Source organism: Geomonas terrae, from assembly GCF_004791675.1.
Lineage (GTDB): Bacteria > Desulfobacterota > Desulfuromonadia > Geobacterales > Geobacteraceae > Geomonas > Geomonas edaphica.
This window is the reverse complement of the sequence record NZ_SRSC01000001.1, coordinates 1,372,188-1,390,140: the sequence shown is the minus strand read 5'-3', so window position 1 is coordinate 1,390,140 and position 17,953 is coordinate 1,372,188. Positions and strand designations below refer to the sequence as shown.

Below are 17,953 nucleotides of genomic sequence, written 5' to 3'. Positions count from 1 at the left end.
CCGCCTCCTTGCATGAATGTCAAAGCTGCAATGAATTGAAAATCAGTCTTCGAGCCTGAAGCTGACCGACCTGCCGTGGGCGTCGAGCCCTTCCAGCTTGGCGATCCTGACCACGTCCTCGCCGACTCGTTTCAAGCCACCCTTGGTGAAGTAGATAAGGGAGCTTTTCTTCACGAAGTCGTCCACGGAAAGGGGCGAGAAGAAGCGCGCGGTGCCGCCGGTGGGGAGGGTGTGATTGGGGCCGGCAAGGTAATCGCCCGAGGCCTCGGGGGTGTAGTGCCCCATGAAGATGGCGCCCGCGTTGGTGATGAGCGGCATCACCTCGAAGGGGTTCTCCACGGCAAGCTCCAGGTGTTCGGGCGCGATGCGGTTGGAGAAGGCGACGGCCTCCTCGAGGTTGCCAGCCACGATGATGACGCCAAAGGACTCCCAGGACTTGCGGGCGATCGCCTCGCGGGAGAGTTCCTTCAACTGGCGCTCCACCTCGGCTGCCACCTTCTCGCCGAAGGAGCGGTCCGTGGTGATGAGCACCGAGGAGGCGAGTTCGTCGTGCTCGGCCTGGGAAAGGAGGTCGGCGGCAATGTGGACCGGGTTGCCGCTGCCGTCGTTGATGACGAGGATCTCGCTCGGGCCCGCGATCATGTCGATGCCGACCTGGCCGAAGACGAGCTTCTTGGCGGTGGCGACGTAGATGTTGCCCGGACCGGTGATCTTGTCGACCCTGGGGACGGTGGCGGTGCCGTAGGCGAGTGCTGCGACGGCCTGTGCGCCGCCGATGCGGAAGACGCGGTCGACGCCAGCGAGTTTGGCGGCCACCAGGACGTGCGGGTTCGTTTCGCCCCCCGGAGTGGGGACGACCATGACGATCTCGCCGACACCGGCGACCTTCGCGGGGACCGCGTTCATGATGACGCTGGAGGGGTAACAGGCCTTGCCGCCCGGGACGTAGATGCCGACCTTCGCGAGCGGGGTCACCTTCTGGCCGAGCATGATGTCGGTTTCCTCGGTGGAAAGCCAGGTCTGCTGCTTCTGCTTTTCGTGGAAGCGGGCGACCCGCTCGACGGCAACCTTCAGCGCAGCGAGGTCTTTTTCGTCGACCTGCGCGAAGGCCTTTTCGAACTCGGCTCCGGTGATCTCGAGACCGGCGGCGTCGCACTCCAGGCGGTCGAAGCGATGCGTGTACTCGAGGAGCGCCGCGTCGCCGCGTTTGCGCACGTCCGAGATGATGCCGAGCACCACCTCTTCCACCTCGCGGCCCGATTCCTCGCCGCGCTCGACGATGGCGTCGAACTTCGCCTGAAAACCTGCTTCCCTAATGTCGAGGAACTGCATCTTTAAACCTCGCAAATCATGGCATTGAAAAATAATTAGATGTGCTGCTCGAGCCCTTCGATGATCTTGGAGATGCGCTCGTGCTTGGTCTTGAGGCTCGCCCGGTTGACGATGAGGCGGCAGGTGATCTCGGCGATGGTCTCGATCTCGGCCAGGCCGTTTTGCTTCAGCGTCTCTCCGGTGGAAACGAGGTCGACGATGCGCTCGGAAAGTCCGACGAGCGGCGCCAGCTCGATGGAGCCGTAGAGCTTGATCAGCTCGACCTGCACCCCCTTCGCCGCGAAATACTTCTCGGTGACGTTCGGGTACTTGGTGGCGATCCTGATGTTGTTCCAGGCGGCGGGATCGTCCTTGCTGGAGAGTTCCACCGGCTCGGCAACCATCAGGCGGCAGTAGCCGAACTTCAGGTCGAGCGGTTCGTACAGATCCTTTTCGGCCTCCATCAGCGTGTCCTTGCCGACGATGCCGAGATCGGCGCAGCCGTACTCGACGTAGGTGGGAACGTCGGTCGCGCGGACGATCATGTAACGCATCTTCTGCTCGTGGTTCACGAAGACGAGTTTACGGGTGTCGGAGAGAAGCTCTTCGCAGTCGATGCCGATCTTCTTGAAGAGGGCAACGGAGTCCTGAAGGATGCGGCCTTTGGGGATGGCTATGGTGACGTAATCGGTCATTTTAAAAACTCCGGTGGAGCATGGCATTTAAAACTGTGGACCTGATGAACCTGGAGCCGGCGGCACGGGGCCTTGAGGCTTGGGGGCGGATGCCCCCTTCCGAACTAGGGACCTTCGGTGTCCGGGACGCGGACGATGTCGGCGCCGAGGGCGGCGAGCTTCTTCTCGATGTTCTCGTAACCGCGGTCCAGATGGTAGATCCTCGAGATCTCGCTGGTGTTGTCGGCGGCAAGGGCGGCCAGGATCAACGAGGCGGATGCCCTCAGGTCGGTCGCCATGACGGGCGCGCCGGAAAGCTTCTTGACGCCTTTCACGGTGGCGCTGTTCCCCTCGCAGATGATGTCCGCGCCGAAACGCAGCAGCTCGGAGACGTGCATGAAGCGGTTCTCGAAGATGTTCTCCGAGATCACGCTGGCGCCTTCGGCGATGCACATGAGGGCCATGAACTGGGCCTGCATGTCGGTCGGGAAGCCCGGGTACGGACGGGTCTTGATGTTGACATTCCTGATCTTCTTGGGCCCTTTGACGCGAACCACGTTGTCCTTGTTGGTGATCTCGACGCCGGCGTCCTGCAGCTTGAAGGTCAGGGCGTCCAGATGCTCCAGACGCATGTTCTTGATCTTGATGTCGCCGCCGGTGATGGCCGAGGCGATCATGAAGGTCCCGGCCTCGATGCGGTCCGGCATCACGGCATGCTCGGCCGCGGTCAACTGCTCGACACCCTTGATCCTGATGGTGTCGGTGCCGGCGCCCTCGATGTTGGCGCCCATCTTGGTGAGAATTTCGGCGAGATCGACGATCTCCGGCTCGCGCGCGGCGTTCTCGAGGATGGTCTCCCCCTGGGCGGTGGCGGCGGCCATCAAGAGCTGCTCGGTGCCGCCGACGGTGGAGATGTCGAAGTTGATGCGGGCGCCTTTGAGCTTCTTGGCCTTCGCCTCGACGTAGCCGTGCTCGAGGGTGATCTCCGCACCAAGCGCGGCGAGACCCTTCAGGTGCAGGTTGATGGGGCGGGCGCCGATGGCGCAGCCGCCGGGGAGCGACACGCGGGCCTGGCCGAAACGGGCGAGGAGCGGTCCGAGCACCAGGACGGAGGCACGCATGGTGCGCACCAGGTCGTAGGTGGCCTCCCAGCTGTTCAGGTCGGTGGTGTCGATCTTCACCACGTTGCCGCGGCCGTCGACCCTGGCACCGAGTTTCTCGAGCACCTTGATGGTGGTGTTGATATCCCTCAGGAAGGGGACGTTGCTGATGGTATGGCACCCGGGTGCCAGGATGGTCGAGATGAATATGGGGAGGGCGGCGTTCTTCGACCCGCTGACGGTCACTTCTCCGGAGAGTTTGTTGCCACCTTTGATTACCAGTTTTTCCACTGTTACCTCTGTCTGTTTCTTCGTTTATTAGGCGGTCCGGCCTGTCAGCCTGCCGCCGACGACCCGCTCGATACCGGCGGGATCGGTCTGCGTGAAAGTCTCCTCGGTGAAGCCGCCTGCCTTCAAAAGGCCAAGAACCTGCGGGGCCTGACCGGCACCCACCTCGAAGATGAGCCAGCCTGCGGCGTTCAGGTGTTCGGGGGCTGCGCCTACGATGCTGCGGTAAAAGTCGAGGCCGTCGGCCCCTCCGTCGAGCGCTCCGGCCGGTTCGAAGCCGCGTACCTCGGGCTGCAATGTCGCCATTTCGTGGTTGGGGATGTAAGGCGGGTTGGATACTACCATGTCGAAGCGGCGTCCGGCAAACGGTTCAAACAGGGAGCCCTCAAAAAATTGCACCGCGGTGCCGTTGGCCTCGGCGTTGCCACGGGCAACCTCGAGGGCCTCGCCGGAGACGTCGACGCTGTTCACCTCGCATTGCGGCAGCGCTTTCGCGAGCGCGACGGCAACGCAGCCGCTCCCGGTGCCGATGTCGAGGATGCTTGCAGCGGCTCCTCCCCTCGCGATCGCCTCGGTCACCAGGACTTCGGTGTCGTGACGCGGGATCAGTACCGCCGGGGTGACGCGGAACTCGAGGCCCATGAACTCCTGGGTCCCGAGGATGTACTGCAGGGGCTCGCGCTTGCCGCGCCGCGCCACCATACCACGGTAGGCGGTGAGTTCGGCGTCGGACAGGGGCTTGTCGAAGTTGAGGTAGAGGCCGACCCGGTCCAGGGAAAGTGCGTCGCAGAGCATCCACTCCGCATCAAGGCGCGGGTTCTCAACGCCTTTTTCGGCAAGGTACCCCTTGGTCCAGTTGAGAACCTTGAGGACATCCCATTTTTCTGGGTTGGTGGTCATGGCAACCTGCTTGTTGTGGACCTGGTGGACCGGTGAGGCCGGCGGACTCAAGGGGGCCGTGAACGGCTTAGTTACATCCCTTCGCTCTGTGCTTGCAGGGCTTCCATCTGGTAATGGGCACGCAGGGCATTGGCGATCTCGGTGATGTCACCGGCCATGATGGAGTCGAGACGGTAAAGGGTGAGTCCGATGCGATGATCGGTCATGCGCCCCTGCGGGAAGTTGTAGGTCCTGATGCGTTCGCTGCGGTCGCCGCTGCCTACCTGGCTCTTCCTGTCGGCGGCAAGCTTCGCGTTCTGCTCCATCTGGATGTTGTCCAGGATCCTGGACTTCAACACCTTCATGGCCTTCGCGCGGTTCTTGATCTGGCTGCGCTCTTCCTGGCAGGCCACCACGGTGCCGGTCGGGAGGTGGGTGATCCTGACCGCGGAGTCGGTGGTGTTGACGTGCTGCCCACCGGCTCCTGAGGAGCGGTACACGTCGATCTTCAGATCGGTGGGGTTGATGTCGATATCGATGTCCTCGGCCTCGGGCATGACCGCGACGGTGCAGGCGCTCGTGTGGATGCGCCCCTGCGCCTCGGTCTCGGGAACGCGCTGCACGCGGTGGGTGCCGGACTCGTATTTCAGTTTTGCGAAGACGCCATCCCCCTCGACGAGCGCGATGACCTCTTTGAAGCCCCCGCGCTCGGACTCGGAGGCGGAGATGATCTCGACTTTCCAGCGGTTGGTTTCGGCGAAGCGGCTGTACATGCGGAAGAGGTCGCCGGCAAAGAGGGCGGACTCGTCACCGCCGGTACCGGCACGGATCTCGAGAACGACGCTCTTGTCGTCGTTGGGGTCTTTCGGAAGCAGCAGGACCTTGATCTCGCTTTCCAACTGCTCGCGGCGCTCTTCGAGGCTCTGCAGTTCGGCCTGGGCCATCTCGCGCATCTCCTGGTCCGGCTCCTTAAGGAGTTCCTTGTTCCCCTCGATGTCGGCAAGCACCTTCTTGTACTCGCGGTAGGCGGTGATCAGCTCGGCGAGGCCGGAGTGCTCCTTGGAGAGCTTGCGGAACTCGGCCTGGTTCGCCAGCACCTCAGGGTCGGAAAGGAGCGACTCGAGCTCCTCGAAACGGACTTCAAGATCTGCGATTTTGTCAAAGATGGACATCTAAAACCTCAAAGAGGTTCTACGTTCTAAGTTCTACGTTCTACGTTAAAAGCAGACAGTTATGTCTAGGGCTCCCAACGTAGAACGTAGAACGCAGAACATAGAACGTGTTTTATTAAGTTAAACGACCAGCCGGTCGTCCTTGTGGCCGCCGTTCAGCTCGAGCGCCACCTGCATGGACTTGATGGCAACCTCGATCTGGCTGTCGTCCGGCTCGCGGGTGGTCAGGCGCTGCAGGGCAAGCCCCGGCGCGATGATCATCTTCACCAGCGGGTGGTTATCGTGCTTCGCGGTCCACCTGAGGACCTCGTAGGAAAGCCCGGCGATCATCGGCAGCAGGACGATCCTCGAACCGGCCTTGAAATAAAACGGCCAGAGCTTCGGGATCAGGGAGAACACCACGATGCTGACCAGCATGACGATGAGAAGAAAACTCGTGCCGCAACGCGGGTGGAGGCAGCTGTACTTGCGCACGTTCTCGACGGTGAGTTCCTCGCCCGCCTCGAAGGTGAAGATCGATTTGTGCTCGGCGCCGTGGTACTGGAACACCCGCTGGATGTCCTTCATCCTCGATATGCCGACGATGTAGATGAGGAACACGGCAACGCGGATCACGCCGTCGACCAGGTTGAAGACGATGTTCGAGTCGCCGATGACCGGAACGAGCAGCTTTGTGAGGTAGAGCGGGAGGATGAAGAACAGCAGGATGCCGAAGCCGAAGGCAGCACCCATGGTGCCGGCGATGGCCCAGTTGTTGATCTCTTCCTTCTCCTCACCCTCGGCAAGCGCCTCGTTCGCGGAGAAGTTGAGCGCCTTGATGCCGGTAGCCAGCGACGAGAAGAGCGCCACCGCGCCGCGCACGATGGGGAGCTTGGTGATGGGGTACCGCTCGGAGAGCGGGATCACCGTTTCGCTCTTAACGGATATGTCGCCGTCGGGGCGCCGTACCGCAATGGCCAGCGAGCGCGGAGCCCGCATCATGACACCTTCCAGAACCGCCTGTCCGCCAATGTTGATCTTTGACACGTGTTACCTCGTGTGTTGAAACGAAGGAAAACTACATTTCCCGGAAAAACTCTCTGACTTGTGCCATCTTCCCGCAGCACATGGCGCCTTCGGGGCAGGGGCCACCAAGGCAGCCGGGACCGGCCTTCTCGAAGACGGTAGGCGCCACCGGCTTCACCAGCCGGAGCATTTCGATCGCCATGGCGCGGATCTCCCACTGCGCCCTTTCGCAGCAGCGCACCGCGAAGAAGTGCAGAAGCTCCCTGGCGTTCATGGTGATGATGATCTTGGTCTCGGTCGCGTTCGGGAGCAGGTAACGCGCATCCTCCGCCGGAACACCCGCCTCTACCAGCGCGGCATAGGCTGCATGCACCGCGGCCACCTGCGCTTCGAAAAGTCTCAGGTGCTCGGGGTTGCCGGCGATGGAATCGGGGGTCACGACCGCGAAACGCTCCTTGTGGGAGACGTAGCGCTGGGACTGCTGGGAAAAGGAGGCAACCCGGTGCCGCACCAGCTGATGGCTGGTGACGCGCGAGATCCCGTCCACGCCGAAGGTGAACGAGGCGTGCTCCAGCACCGACTGGTGCCCAAGCGACATGATCTTGTCCAGGAATTTTTTTACGTCAGCGCCGGAAAGCTTCTCCTTGAGCGCCTCGATATCTGCCGACGAATAGCAGAGCCGGGCCGCCAAGGCGATGGTCAACTCGGGCTCGGGGGTGTGTTGCAGAAGGGCAACCTTCATGAAGATCCTTCAAAAGACAACAGGTTGTGCAATCGTGTCATAGAAAACGAAACAAGGGGATTTCGCCATGTGACAAAATCCCCTCCGAACGGATTCGCAAACGCGAAAGCATCTACTTTTCCAGGTTGTATCTCTTGCGGAAGCGCTCGACGCGGCCGGCGGTGTCGATCAGCTTCTGCTTGCCGGTGTAGAACGGATGGCACTGTGAGCAGATCTCGGTGCTGATCTCAGCCTTGGTGGAACGGGTCTGAAACTCGTTACCGCACAGGCACTTTACGGTAATTTCTTCGTACTTGGGGTGGATCCCTTCTTTCATTATCTTCCTCCTCGCGGGGACGCACCCCGTTATCTAGCTTGATAGGTATTGCCGGAAAGTAGCCATAAATAGCACCTCTCCCGCAAAATTTCAATAGTTTTTTACTTGCTCATGGAATCGAGGAAGGCCTGGTTCGTCTTGGTCCCCTGCAGCTTCGAGATCAGGAACTCCATGGAGTCGACCACGTTCATCGGGTGCAGCACCTTCCTGAGGATCCAGATGCGGTTCAGGGAGGCCTGCGGGATGAGGAGTTCTTCCTTCCTGGTCCCCGACTTGTTGATATCGATCGCGGGGAAGGTCCTCTTCTCGACGAGCTTTCTGTCCAGGTGCAGCTCCATGTTGCCGGTGCCCTTGAACTCCTCGAAGATGACCTCGTCCATCTTGGAGCCGGTATCGACCAGGGCGGTTGCGATGATGGTGAGCGAGCCACCTTCCTCGATGTTGCGGGCGGCGCCGAAGAAGCGCTTCGGCTTATGCAGTGCGTTCGAGTCAACACCACCGGAGAGGATCTTGCCGGACGGCGGGATCACGGTGTTGTAGGCACGCGCCAGACGGGTGATCGAGTCGAGCAGGATGACGACGTCGCGCTTGTGCTCGACGAGACGCTTCGCCTTCTCGATGACCATCTCGGCAACCTGGATGTGACGGGAGGCCGGCTCGTCGAAGGTGGAGGAGATGACCTCGCCCTTAACCGAGCGCTGCATGTCGGTAACCTCTTCCGGCCGCTCGTCGATCAGGAGGACGATCAGGAACACCTCGGGGTGGTTCAGCGCGATCGAGTTCGCGATGTTCTGGATGAGCATCGTCTTGCCGGTGCGCGGCGGAGCGACGATGAGCCCCCTCTGCCCCTTGCCGATCGGCGCGACCAGTTCCATGACGCGGCTCGACATGTTGTCCGGGGTGGTCTCGAGGATGAGCTTCTCTTCCGGGTAGAGCGGGGTCAGGTTGTCGAAGAGGATCTTGTCGCGGGCGACCTCGGGAGACTCGTGGTTGACGGTCTCGACCTTGAGGAGCGCGAAGTAGCGCTCGCCTTCCTTCGGCGGCCTGATCTGGCCGGCAACGGTGTCGCCGGTGTGCAGGTTGAAGCGGCGGATCTGGGACGGCGAAACGTAGATGTCGTCCGGCCCCGGCAGGTAGTTGTAATCCGGCGCCCTCAGGAAACCGAACCCGTCAGGCAGGGTCTCGAGGACCCCCTCGCCGAAGATCATGCCGTTCTTCTCGGTCTGGGCGTTGAGGATGGCGAAGATCAGGTCCTGCTTCCTGAGACTCGAAGCCCCCTCGATGTTCAACGCCTTGGCAATGGCCGTGAGATCGTTGATTTTCTTTTCTTTAAGTTCCTGTAGGTTCATCTGTTCTCCTGATATGACGCAAATGTAGAGCTAACGGCGTTCGCCTGAATGGAAAGCACGGGGATGTCGCACCGAAACGGCATGGATGTACATGCGAGGTGTGCCTGATGAGCGCTAACGTGTAAAGGATCTGTGAATTATTAACCCTGGTTTACTCTAGAGGTGTCGAGCCGGTTCGGTATGAGAAAGTTTGGGGTATTCAAGGTGTCTGCTAAAGGTCTTATTGAGGATAATGGAAATTTATACCCTTGTCCTCATTACCTTGTCAACTTTATTTTTAGAAGCTTTAAAGGGAAAATCAGACGAACGGAGCAAGAAACAGCAGGGCGTTCTGTGACCGTAACGCGGTCAATTTATTGTCACAGATCCTGTCCGGTTGACGCCTCTTCCCCGCTTTCCGGCCCCATCTCCGCTTCATTTGCAGCATCGGTGCCATATTTCGCGGTGCCGCGACGTTTTCTGCGCGCTTTCTGCCGCTTCAGTTTTTCCGCCGCCATCTCCTTCTTGGTCTTGCCGCCACCGGCACCTTCCAGCTTCTCCAAAAGCAGGCGCCGGGCCAGGAAGCGGTTCAGCGACTGGCTGCGCGACTCCATGCATTTGACCTCGATGCCGGTCGGGAGATGTTTGATGTACACGCACGAAGAGCTCTTGTTCACGTGCTGCCCGCCGCGCCCGGAGGCGTGAACGAAGCGCTCTTCCAGATCCTTCTCGGCAACCCCGAGCTGTTCCATCTTTTCCCTGAGCCAGCGGTTTTTCTCCTCGCTCACCGCGAAATCGGCCATCTTGCCCCCCTCCCCTTTCGAATCGCCGAGCATGATAGCGTCAGGCAAAGGGGAAGTCAAAGATGTCTGGTGGACGCAGGGTTATGTTGCAGGGTGGACGGAAGTTCAGCGGCCGGATGGCGGCAGCACCACGTCGGCCATCAGGGTGGCGATCTGCGTCGCCGTGAACCGGTTGTTGTTGAAGATGAGGTGATAGAGGGTCGGATCGGTGATGTCCCGCCCGAGGAAATCCTTCAGGAAGGCATCGCGCTGGTGCTGTTTATCCCGGACCTTGTCCTGGGCCTCGTCCGCGGAAATGCCGCAGCGGGCGGCGACCGATTTCACCTTGAAGCTCATCGGGGCGACGATCCGGAAGTGGTAACAGTTGCCGGTGTTCTGGGTGAGGATCGAGGCACCCCGCCCCACCAGGATCACGTTTCCTTCGGTGGCAAGCGCCAAGATCTGGCGGCAGAGCAGGCGGTAATAGTCCTTGTCGCTCTTCCAGCGCTGCGAGAAGGTCGAGAGCATGTCGTCGAGGAAGCGGTTCTTCATCCCCAGGTTCTCCAGGATCTCCTGGTTGAGGTTATGGTCCTTCGCTACCGCATCGAGCAGGGCGCGGTCCATCACCAGCCAGGGCTTGCCGCTGCGGCTCTCCAAAAGCGCTTGCAGCCTTTCCGCCACCGGATACCCCTCGCAGCCGAACTCGCGGGTGATGGTGACCGTCGGGTTGCTCCGCTCCACGTTCACGAAGCCGTGCTCATGCAGGTTCCTCCGGCCCACCTCCATCAGCCCGCGCAGCCTCTGCTCGATGGACGGGATCAAAATGCTCTTGGACATGGCACCCTCCTGTACAGGTTAATTCCCCGGCCCCACATGTCTAATTAGGCCCCTTTTTACGCGCCAGTCAACCGCCCGGCGACATTCTTTCCCGCGCATACGCGGGGTTACTGCTGCAGCGCCGCTTTTTTCCGTTATCATTTCCGACATGATGCCCCTATGGTTTCCTCTCACCGTGATCTCAGCTTTCTTCCTCGCCACCAGCGACGCGACGACGAAGCGTGCCCTCGAGGGGCGCAACGAATACCTGGTTACCTGGCTGCGCATCGTCCCCACCTTGCCGCTCTTTCTGATTCCGCTCCCCTTCATCCCGGTGCCGAAAATCGGTGACGACTTCTATTTTTGCGTCTTCACCGCGCTGCCCTTGGAAACCATCGCCATCATCCTCTACACAAAGGCGCTCAAGCTCTCGCCGCTGTCGCTCACCCTGCCGCTTCTGTCGCTTACGCCGCTACTCCTTTTGGTGGTGCCGTTTCTGCTCTTGGGTGAACGGATCTCCCCCATGGGGGGGGCCGGGATCCTCCTCATCGCGCTTGGTGGCTACCAGCTGAAATCGGGCCAGGGGGAGAGCGGGTTCCTCGCCCCCCTGAAAGCGATCGCGCGGGAAAAGGGCGCCCTCTGCATGCTCGGCGTCGCGGCGATCTACAGCGTCACCTCGACGCTCGGCAAGCGCGCCATCGCCGCCTCCTCTCCGCTTTTCTTCGCCGCCGTCTACCTGCCGCTCCTGGTTCTTGCGGTCACCCCGATCGCCCTTTACAAGGCGCGCGGCGAACTGGGAGAGGCCGCGCGCAACGGCACGGTGAAGTCCGCCCTCCTCCCCGGCGTCTGCTACGCGCTGCAGGCGCTCACCCACGTCTACGCGGTCAACCTGACCAACGTGGCCTACATGATTGCGGTGAAACGCCTGAGCCTTCTCTTCGGCGTCCTTTACGGCCATTACCTCTTCAAGGAACGCGGCGGCATCGTCCCCACCCTCATCATGCTGGCGGGCGTCTTCCTCATCGTGCTCGGCGGGTGATCGGTCGCCCGCAACGGCAACGCCGCAAGCCGTCGGGAAATTGACATAACCGCAGCATATAATCTTTTCAAAATGTTGACGGAGATGTCGCCGGGGGCCACCGCTCTTACACGCCTGCCTTCTGTCGGGCGCGCGAAGCCGCGCCCCGCCTTTCCCGCCCCGAAGGATTACCAGCCCGGCGCCAAGCGCTCCGGCCTCTGGCATGGCAGTTGCTTTCGATCAACCTGATCAGCATCGCCCGCACCTGGCGGAGACCCGAATCGGGCAGGCTGTCGACCAAAATCGTAATGGAGATACTCATGAGCCAGCTAGTTACCCGCCCGAACGGCGGCCCGGTCGCCGTGGTTGAGAACGGCACGCTCGTTTCAGCCATCGTCGTCACCCGCAACCGCGAATCCCACCTCAGGGAGTGCCTTAGCGGACTTATGGAGCAGAGCATCGCCGACAGGATGGAGGTCATCCTGGTGGACCAGGGCTCCGACGAATGCGAATGGGCCGTGGCGGCTGACCTGCAAAGGCGGTACGGAAACCTCATCACGCTTAAGGTCCCCGCCGCATCCGCGGTTAAAGCGGTGAACATGGCGCTCAAGATGGCGTCGGGCAGGTACCTCACCATACTCGACGCCACCGACCGCATGAGGCGCGACGCCTACGAGCAGTTGGCCGCGGCGCTGGAAACCAACCCGACCGCGATGCTCGCCTACGGCGACACCTGCTTTACCGCCATCCCCCACGAAAACTTCGCGCACCATACAAGCTACGGCAAGGTGATCTGGCCCGACTACACGGTACAGCAGCTCTCCCAGCTCTCCGAGGTGGCACCGCACCCGCTCTGGCGCAGGGAGCTGCATGACAGCATCGGTTTCATCCCGGAGGGGTACCCGAACCACGGCATGCGCGAGTTCCTGCTGAAGACGGTGGAGCGCTTCCGTATCCAGCACATCGAAGAGTTCACCGGGCTCAAGCTGATCGCCGCGAGCAGCCAGGCCGTCCAGTCCGAGCCCCGCGCGACCGCGATGCCGGTACAGGAGCAGTTCACCTCGCAGCCGTTCCAGGGCTTCGAAAAAGCGCCCGAGCCGCAGGCAGCGCAAACAGCCGCAGCTCCGCTCAGCGCGGACGAGGCGTACGCGAACCTGAAGCCGCTTGTTTCCGGTGGCGACATGGAAAAGGCGGAAAGGACGCTCAAGGAGCACCTGCTGCGCTACCCGAACCACGCGGTGGCGCACAACGATCTGGCCGCGGTGAGCTACCAGCTGGGCGATTGCGAGCAGGCTCTCAAGCACTACCGCGAAGCGGTCCGTCTGCAGCCGGACGAGGACGTCTACCTGAAGAACCTGGCCGATCTCCTCTACGTCGAAACCGACGCGGTCGACGAGGCGATCTCCATCTACCTTAAACTCCTCGAGAAATCCCCGCGTGACGTCGAGGCCCTGCTGAACCTTGGCATCATCTGCGAGGGTGTGGGGCAGCCGGCCGAGGCCGAATCGTTCCTGCAAAGGGTGCTCGAGATCGAGCCTTGGAACCAGGCGGCGCGCGAGCGCCTGAAAGCGCTCAGGGAGGCCGCGGCCGCCCCGGCTCAAGCAAGCGCCACTTCAGCGGCACCCGCCCCGGCGTGCGAGGATGACGAGCTGACCGCGGAGGAGCTCTACGAGGTCTCGCAGCAGATGGTGCAAAGCGGCAACCGCTCGGGCGCCGAGACCAAACTGCACAGACTTATCGAGCTCTACCCCGACTTCGCCCCGGCGCACAACGACCTGGCCGTACTCGCCTACGAGCACGGGGACACGGAGACCGCCCGCATCCACTACGAAAAGGCGGCACAGCTGAGGCCGGGCAACGGCACCTTCAGGAAGAACCTCGCCGACTTCTACTTCGTGGAGGGGTACGACGTGGACGGCGCCATCAACATCTACCTGGAAGAACTCGAAAAAGAACCGAAAAACATCGAGACGCTGATGGGCCTCGGCAGGATCTGCACCATGCTGGACCGTCCCGAGGAGGCCGAGACCTTCTACAGCAAGGTGATCAACCTGGAGCCATGGAACCGCGAGGCCCGCGAGAGCCTCAATTCCCTGAAGCAGGCGGTGAACGGGTAACCGAAAACGGGTTCTACGTTCTAGGTTCTACGTTCTACGTTAACAACCAACAGCTAGTGGTCGGGCCCCGTCTTACTGGGGACGGGGCAACTTTTTATTAAAGTTTCGCCCGGGTTGCGCCGATACGTTACGCGGCTGACAAGCCCAAGGCGGAGGACGTTATGGCAACAAAAACAGCATGGGACTACCTGAGCGACATGTTCGACACCCTGACGTCGCAGGACACCATGAGGGCGCAGGCGGCTACGAGCGCCATGTCCTCTGGTGCGACCTTCTTCCAGAAGAAGGACTACGCCCGCGCGAGCAGCGAGTTCAAGCGCGCGATCTCCCTCGATCCGACTAACGCGCAGTCGTACAACTACCTGGCCAACTCCTACCTGGCGCAGAAGAAGTACGACGACGCCATCAAGACCTACAAGAGCTCGCTCTCCATCGACCCGACCCAGGACTCGGTGCACACCAACCTGGGGAACATCTACCTGCAGCAAAAGAAGTACAACCTGGCGGAGAAGGAGTTCAAGGAAGCCGCCCGCCTGAACCCCACCGACACCCTCGCCCCCTACACGCTGGGACAGCTCTACCTGCAGACCGACCGCCTGAGCGAGGCAGAAACCCAGTTCAAGAAGGTCTCCAAGATGGCCCCCTACGACCCGAACCCCTACTACAGCCTGGGGGCCACCTACAACCAGGAGGGGAAGTACGCGGAGGCGGTGAAGGAACTGACCAAGGCGGTCAAGATCAGGCCCAAGATGGCGGCGGCACACTTCGAACTCGGCGTCGCCTACTCCGAACTCGGCGACAGCACCAAAGCCCAGCAGGAGGTGACGACCCTGACCAACCTGGACGCGTCCCAGGGGGCGATTTTGAAGGCGACCATCGCCCAGCCCAAGATGGTCGCGGGGGGGGGAGGCGAGACCGACACGTTCTTCCCGGCACTCCAGGCCGGCACCCCGCTGCTCGGCCTCCTCGGGGTCAACAGCACCACCGGGCAGCCGCTCCAGTCCAAGGCCTTCAGCCTCACCTTCTATTTCGATTCGGCGATGGACGCGAAATCGGTGCAGGACACGAGCAACTGGACCATAACGAAGGCAACAGGCGGCGCTGCCGGTTACTACAACAACCTCCTCCCGGTGCTCCCGACCGAGGCGTACATCCCGCAGAACCCGACCAGCGTGGTCTACGACCCGGAGAAGCAATCCGCCACCGTCACATTCCTGCTGAGCCAGAACTCCACTAACAACGCGACCATCGACCCTTCCCACATGGTCTTCAAGTTCACCGGGACCGACTCCCGCGGCAAGATCATGGACCCGACCGCGGACCAGTTCGACGGCGCGGCACAGACCCCGTTCTGACGCCCTAGAAGCACCTACAGGGAAGAACCCGTTTGACCGGAACGGGCTCTTCCCTGCCACTACCGCACCCCGGTGACGTACCCCGCCTCCCCATCCAAAGCCTCTAAGCGCTCCGCTCAATAATTTGACACCGACACACCCTTCCCCCTGGCCTGCCAAAACAGGCACTTGCAGCCGATCCACCATGGCACGGCAGTTGCTTATAGTATTCGACCTCCAGTGGCGACAGCTCATGCCAAGGCGGAAGCTTTTTCAAAGGCCATCGAGATGGCAGACAGCGCAACGAGTGCTCTTTGCTCGCGCTGCAATAAAACGGGGACAACTGTGAGTTCAGCGAAACGAGAGCGGGGTTTTAAACTGACACTTTCACGCGCCGGCGCGCCGCACACGGCGAGGAAAGCCCTTATTTGCGGCATATCCGGCCAGGATGGAGCCTATCTGGCGAAGCTGCTGCTGGATAAGGGTTACGAGGTGCACGGCACCTCCCGGGATGCCCAGATGTGCGCCTTCTCGTCTTTGAGGGCCTTGGGCGCCCTCTCCATGGTGAAGCTTCATTCCATGGCGATGAACGACTTCCGCAGCGTCTTGCAGGTCATGGCAAAGGTGCAGCCGGAGGAGGTTTACAACCTTGCCGGACAAAGCTCCGTGGGCCTTTCCTTCGAGCAGCCCGTAGAAACACTGGAGAGCGTCAGCATCGGGACGCTGAATCTGCTGGAGGCGATCCGCTTCCTGGAGCGCCCGGTGAAGTTCTACAATGCCGGTTCGAGCGAGTGCTTCGGCAATACCGCCGGCAGCCCCGCCGACGAGGACACCCCCTTCCGCCCCCGCAGCCCGTACGCCGTCGCCAAGGCCACCGCCTTCTGGGAGGTCGCCAATTACCGCGAGGCGTACAACCTTTTTGCCTGCACCGGCATCCTCTTCAACCACGAGTCGCCGCTTCGTCCTGAGCGTTTCGTCACCCAGAAGGTCATCCAGGCCGCCGTCCGGATCGCCGACGGCAGCGAGGAGAAACTCCACCTTGGTGACCTCTCCATCGCGAGGGACTGGGGATGGGCCCCCGAGTACGTAGAGGCCATGTGGCTTATGTTGCAGCAGCCCTCCCCTACCGATTATGTCATCGCGACGGGAGAGGCCAACACGCTCCAGCAGTTCGTGGAAAAGGTGTTCGAGAGTGTCGGCCGCGACTGGCGCAGATACGTCGTCTCGGACCGTTCACTGCTGCGCCCCACCGACATCCTCGTAAGTTGCGGGAACCCGGGGAAAGCTGCAAACGACATGGGATGGCGGGCGAAATCGAAGATGGCACAGGTCATCGCAAAGATACTGGAATCCACGCGAAATTCGGAATACTTTGAAAATACCACCGGAAGAAAGGTAACCGCATGAAACTAAACCTAGGCTGCGGCAAGGATCTGTTAGAAGGCTTCATCAACATCGACATCGCACTTTCGCATCCGCGGGTCTTGAACTGCGACGCGTCTTCACTGGGGTTCATCCCCAACGACTCGGTTGACGAGATCGTGGCAAAAGACGTGCTCGAGCACATGCCGTTTGAAACCGCCTGTTCGGCCCTGTCGGAATGGGCCCGGGTGCTGAAGCCCGGCGGCAAACTGCTCCTGCAGACCATCTCCTTGAACCTGCAGATCAAGGCCTTCCTCTCCAACGTCTGGAATGTCGCCTCCTTCAACCACATGCTCTTCGCCGGGGTCAATTGGCATGACAGCAGCCCCAACCAACACGACTTCCACAAGTCCGCCTTCACCATCGAGACGCTGACCGAGCTTCTTAAAAAACAGGGCCTTACCGTCGTGCAGACCGAGAGCGACCAGATCGACGGCGTCCTCACGCAAAACCCGCTGGCTCACAACCTCAACATGCGCATCTCGGCCGTCAAAGAGGCGGGGCGCGTTCATATCCAGGGTGAAGAGCACAGCGGAAGCAAGAGCTTTATCGATGACAGGAACCGGACGCCGAGGTGCGACTTCACCAACAACGACATCCGTGTCGGCGACATCTACAAACCCTGGTACTACATAAAATGCGACGAAACCGGCAGCAGGGTCGACGTACCCAACTCCTGCCTCGTGTACCGGGTCGACGACAAAGTGCTGGAGACCGGCAGCATTCACGTCTCCTCTTTCATCGAGAAATGCAGAACCGAGGCGCATGACAGGTACTTCCGCCAGGACCTCGCCGACTCCATACAGAGACTTGGGCAACTGGAACCGATAATCTGCGTGAAGCACTACACCGCGGATGCACCGGTGCAGCTCAATTTCCTCGACGGGTCCAGGGTCGAAGACCTGAGGTGCTTCGAGGGGCATCACCGGCTGGTCACCATGGAGAGGCTGGGCATACCGATCAAGGCAAGGATCTACCAGCTCTACGACATCCATGAAGGTTCAAGCCTGAAGGACCACTACTACTCGAAATTCGACAACAGTTTCTGGTCCTCCTTCCAAAGCGATGAAACCAAAGGCCCCTCGTTCACCTTCGAGTCGTTCGGCTCGCCCGAGACTTCACAGAAATACCACTTCCTCTCGAAGTGTTTCGCCTTCATCAAAGAGCTGAAGATCCCGCTTACCAGCGGCATAGACATCGGTTGTGCCGAAGGGTTGTACACGCTCATGGCAGCCAATGCCTTCGGCATAAAGATGCGCGGCATCGACATGGAGGCGGGGCGGGTGCTTCGCGCGCTCATCGCACGGCTTCACTACAAGTTGAAGAACGTCGACTACCTCAACACCAAATGGCTCTCCGGCGACATAGTCGCTCAATACAAGGAGTACGACTTCTGCATGGCGCTTTCCATACTGCACCATGTGGATGACTTCAGGAACTTCGTCAAAATCATCTCCGAAAACAAGAAGGCGATGATCATCGAGGCGAGACTCAAGCAGTCCCAGCAGGAGATCAATTCAGGCAGCATGATCGCCTTTCAATCCTACGATGAGTTCATAGACATGGCGAACAACTCCGGGTTCAAGTACCAACTCATCGACAAAGGCGGGCCCGAGGGCGACCGACACTTCTTCGTCTTCTGGAGGTAG

At 60.8% G+C, this 17,953-nt stretch carries 16 protein-coding genes; 5 read left to right on the top strand and 11 right to left on the bottom strand.

Going from position 1 to position 17,953, the window contains the following annotated elements:
* Nucleotides 1-42: 42 nt before the first annotated feature.
* The 11 genes from hisD to E4633_RS05855 form a co-directional block, all read right to left on the bottom strand.
* A complete protein-coding gene (hisD, locus tag E4633_RS05905; RefSeq protein WP_135869301.1) occupies nt 43-1,332 on the bottom strand; it encodes a histidinol dehydrogenase in 1,290 nt (429 codons plus the stop codon).
* A 35-nt stretch (nt 1,333-1,367) separates the two neighbouring features.
* Nucleotides 1,368-2,006 (bottom strand): ATP phosphoribosyltransferase, encoded by a 639-nt coding sequence (gene hisG / locus E4633_RS05900; RefSeq protein WP_129124741.1) that lies wholly within the window; start codon nt 2,004-2,006, stop codon nt 1,368-1,370.
* A 104-nt stretch (nt 2,007-2,110) separates the two neighbouring features.
* Entirely contained in the window at nt 2,111-3,376 is a 1,266-nt protein-coding gene (murA, locus tag E4633_RS05895) for a UDP-N-acetylglucosamine 1-carboxyvinyltransferase (protein WP_135869300.1), read from the bottom strand.
* Between the two features lie 27 nt (nt 3,377-3,403).
* Nucleotides 3,404-4,273, bottom strand: coding sequence for a peptide chain release factor N(5)-glutamine methyltransferase (gene prmC / locus E4633_RS05890; protein WP_135869299.1), 870 nt, complete (start codon nt 4,271-4,273; stop codon nt 3,404-3,406).
* A 71-nt stretch (nt 4,274-4,344) separates the two neighbouring features.
* Nucleotides 4,345-5,418 carry a peptide chain release factor 1 gene (gene prfA / locus E4633_RS05885; protein WP_135869590.1) on the bottom strand — a complete coding sequence of 358 codons (1,074 nt, stop codon included), beginning with the start codon at nt 5,416-5,418 and terminating at the stop codon, nt 4,345-4,347.
* Between the two features lie 126 nt (nt 5,419-5,544).
* Entirely contained in the window at nt 5,545-6,450 is a 906-nt protein-coding gene (locus E4633_RS05880) for a DUF1385 domain-containing protein (protein ID WP_135869298.1), read from the bottom strand.
* Nucleotides 6,451-6,481: 31 nt separating this feature from the next.
* Nucleotides 6,482-7,171 (bottom strand): FAD-dependent thymidylate synthase, encoded by a 690-nt coding sequence (gene thyX, locus E4633_RS05875; protein ID WP_135869297.1) that lies wholly within the window; start codon nt 7,169-7,171, stop codon nt 6,482-6,484.
* Nucleotides 7,172-7,283: 112 nt separating this feature from the next.
* Nucleotides 7,284-7,487 (bottom strand): 50S ribosomal protein L31, encoded by a 204-nt coding sequence (gene rpmE, locus E4633_RS05870; protein WP_129124746.1) that lies wholly within the window; start codon nt 7,485-7,487, stop codon nt 7,284-7,286.
* A gap of 101 nt (nt 7,488-7,588) precedes the next feature.
* The gene (gene rho, locus E4633_RS05865; protein WP_135869296.1) at nt 7,589-8,836 is read right to left on the bottom strand and encodes a transcription termination factor Rho; all 1,248 of its coding nucleotides are present in this window, start codon (nt 8,834-8,836) and stop codon (nt 7,589-7,591) included.
* 359 nt (nt 8,837-9,195) lie between these two features.
* Nucleotides 9,196-9,651, bottom strand: coding sequence for a peptide chain release factor family protein (locus E4633_RS05860; protein ID WP_407925447.1), 456 nt, complete (start codon nt 9,649-9,651; stop codon nt 9,196-9,198).
* A gap of 72 nt (nt 9,652-9,723) precedes the next feature.
* Nucleotides 9,724-10,434, bottom strand: a complete 711-nt coding sequence (locus E4633_RS05855; RefSeq protein ID WP_135869295.1) for a cytidylate kinase-like family protein — start codon at nt 10,432-10,434, stop codon at nt 9,724-9,726.
* Between the two features lie 175 nt (nt 10,435-10,609).
* On the opposite strand from E4633_RS05855, the gene E4633_RS05850 reads away from it, so the two are divergent.
* From E4633_RS05850 to E4633_RS05830, 5 genes are all read left to right on the top strand, one after another.
* Nucleotides 10,610-11,452, top strand: a complete 843-nt coding sequence (locus E4633_RS05850) for an EamA family transporter (RefSeq protein ID WP_246037922.1) — start codon at nt 10,610-10,612, stop codon at nt 11,450-11,452.
* A gap of 299 nt (nt 11,453-11,751) precedes the next feature.
* Nucleotides 11,752-13,548 carry a tetratricopeptide repeat protein gene (locus tag E4633_RS05845; protein ID WP_135869294.1) on the top strand — a complete coding sequence of 599 codons (1,797 nt, stop codon included), beginning with the start codon at nt 11,752-11,754 and terminating at the stop codon, nt 13,546-13,548.
* A gap of 161 nt (nt 13,549-13,709) precedes the next feature.
* Entirely contained in the window at nt 13,710-14,903 is a 1,194-nt protein-coding gene (locus E4633_RS05840; protein WP_135869293.1) for a tetratricopeptide repeat protein, read from the top strand.
* A 324-nt stretch (nt 14,904-15,227) separates the two neighbouring features.
* Nucleotides 15,228-16,289, top strand: coding sequence for a GDP-mannose 4,6-dehydratase (locus E4633_RS05835; RefSeq protein WP_246037920.1), 1,062 nt, complete (start codon nt 15,228-15,230; stop codon nt 16,287-16,289).
* Entirely contained in the window at nt 16,286-17,953 is a 1,668-nt protein-coding gene (locus E4633_RS05830; protein ID WP_135869291.1) for a methyltransferase domain-containing protein, read from the top strand. Before E4633_RS05835 ends, E4633_RS05830 begins: the two co-directional genes overlap by 4 nt.

What these genes read in the sequence shown, in the direction of transcription:
- E4633_RS05855 (WP_135869295.1), bottom strand. Translation starts at nt 10,434, where the DNA reads ATGTCCAAGAGCATTTTGATCCCGTCCATCGAGCAGAGGCTGCGCGGG.
- hisG (WP_129124741.1), bottom strand. Translation starts at nt 2,006, where the DNA reads ATGACCGATTACGTCACCATAGCCATCCCCAAAGGCCGCATCCTTCAG.
- hisD (WP_135869301.1), bottom strand. Translation starts at nt 1,332, where the DNA reads ATGCAGTTCCTCGACATTAGGGAAGCAGGTTTTCAGGCGAAGTTCGAC.
- thyX (WP_135869297.1), bottom strand. Translation starts at nt 7,171, where the DNA reads ATGAAGGTTGCCCTTCTGCAACACACCCCCGAGCCCGAGTTGACCATC.
- E4633_RS05840 (WP_135869293.1), top strand. Translation starts at nt 13,710, where the DNA reads ATGGCAACAAAAACAGCATGGGACTACCTGAGCGACATGTTCGACACC.
- E4633_RS05845 (WP_135869294.1), top strand. Translation starts at nt 11,752, where the DNA reads ATGAGCCAGCTAGTTACCCGCCCGAACGGCGGCCCGGTCGCCGTGGTT.
- rpmE (WP_129124746.1), bottom strand. Translation starts at nt 7,487, where the DNA reads ATGAAAGAAGGGATCCACCCCAAGTACGAAGAAATTACCGTAAAGTGC.
- E4633_RS05830 (WP_135869291.1), top strand. Translation starts at nt 16,286, where the DNA reads ATGAAACTAAACCTAGGCTGCGGCAAGGATCTGTTAGAAGGCTTCATC.
- prmC (WP_135869299.1), bottom strand. Translation starts at nt 4,273, where the DNA reads ATGACCACCAACCCAGAAAAATGGGATGTCCTCAAGGTTCTCAACTGG.
- E4633_RS05860 (WP_407925447.1), bottom strand. Translation starts at nt 9,651, where the DNA reads ATGCTCGGCGATTCGAAAGGGGAGGGGGGCAAGATGGCCGATTTCGCG.
- rho (WP_135869296.1), bottom strand. Translation starts at nt 8,836, where the DNA reads ATGAACCTACAGGAACTTAAAGAAAAGAAAATCAACGATCTCACGGCC.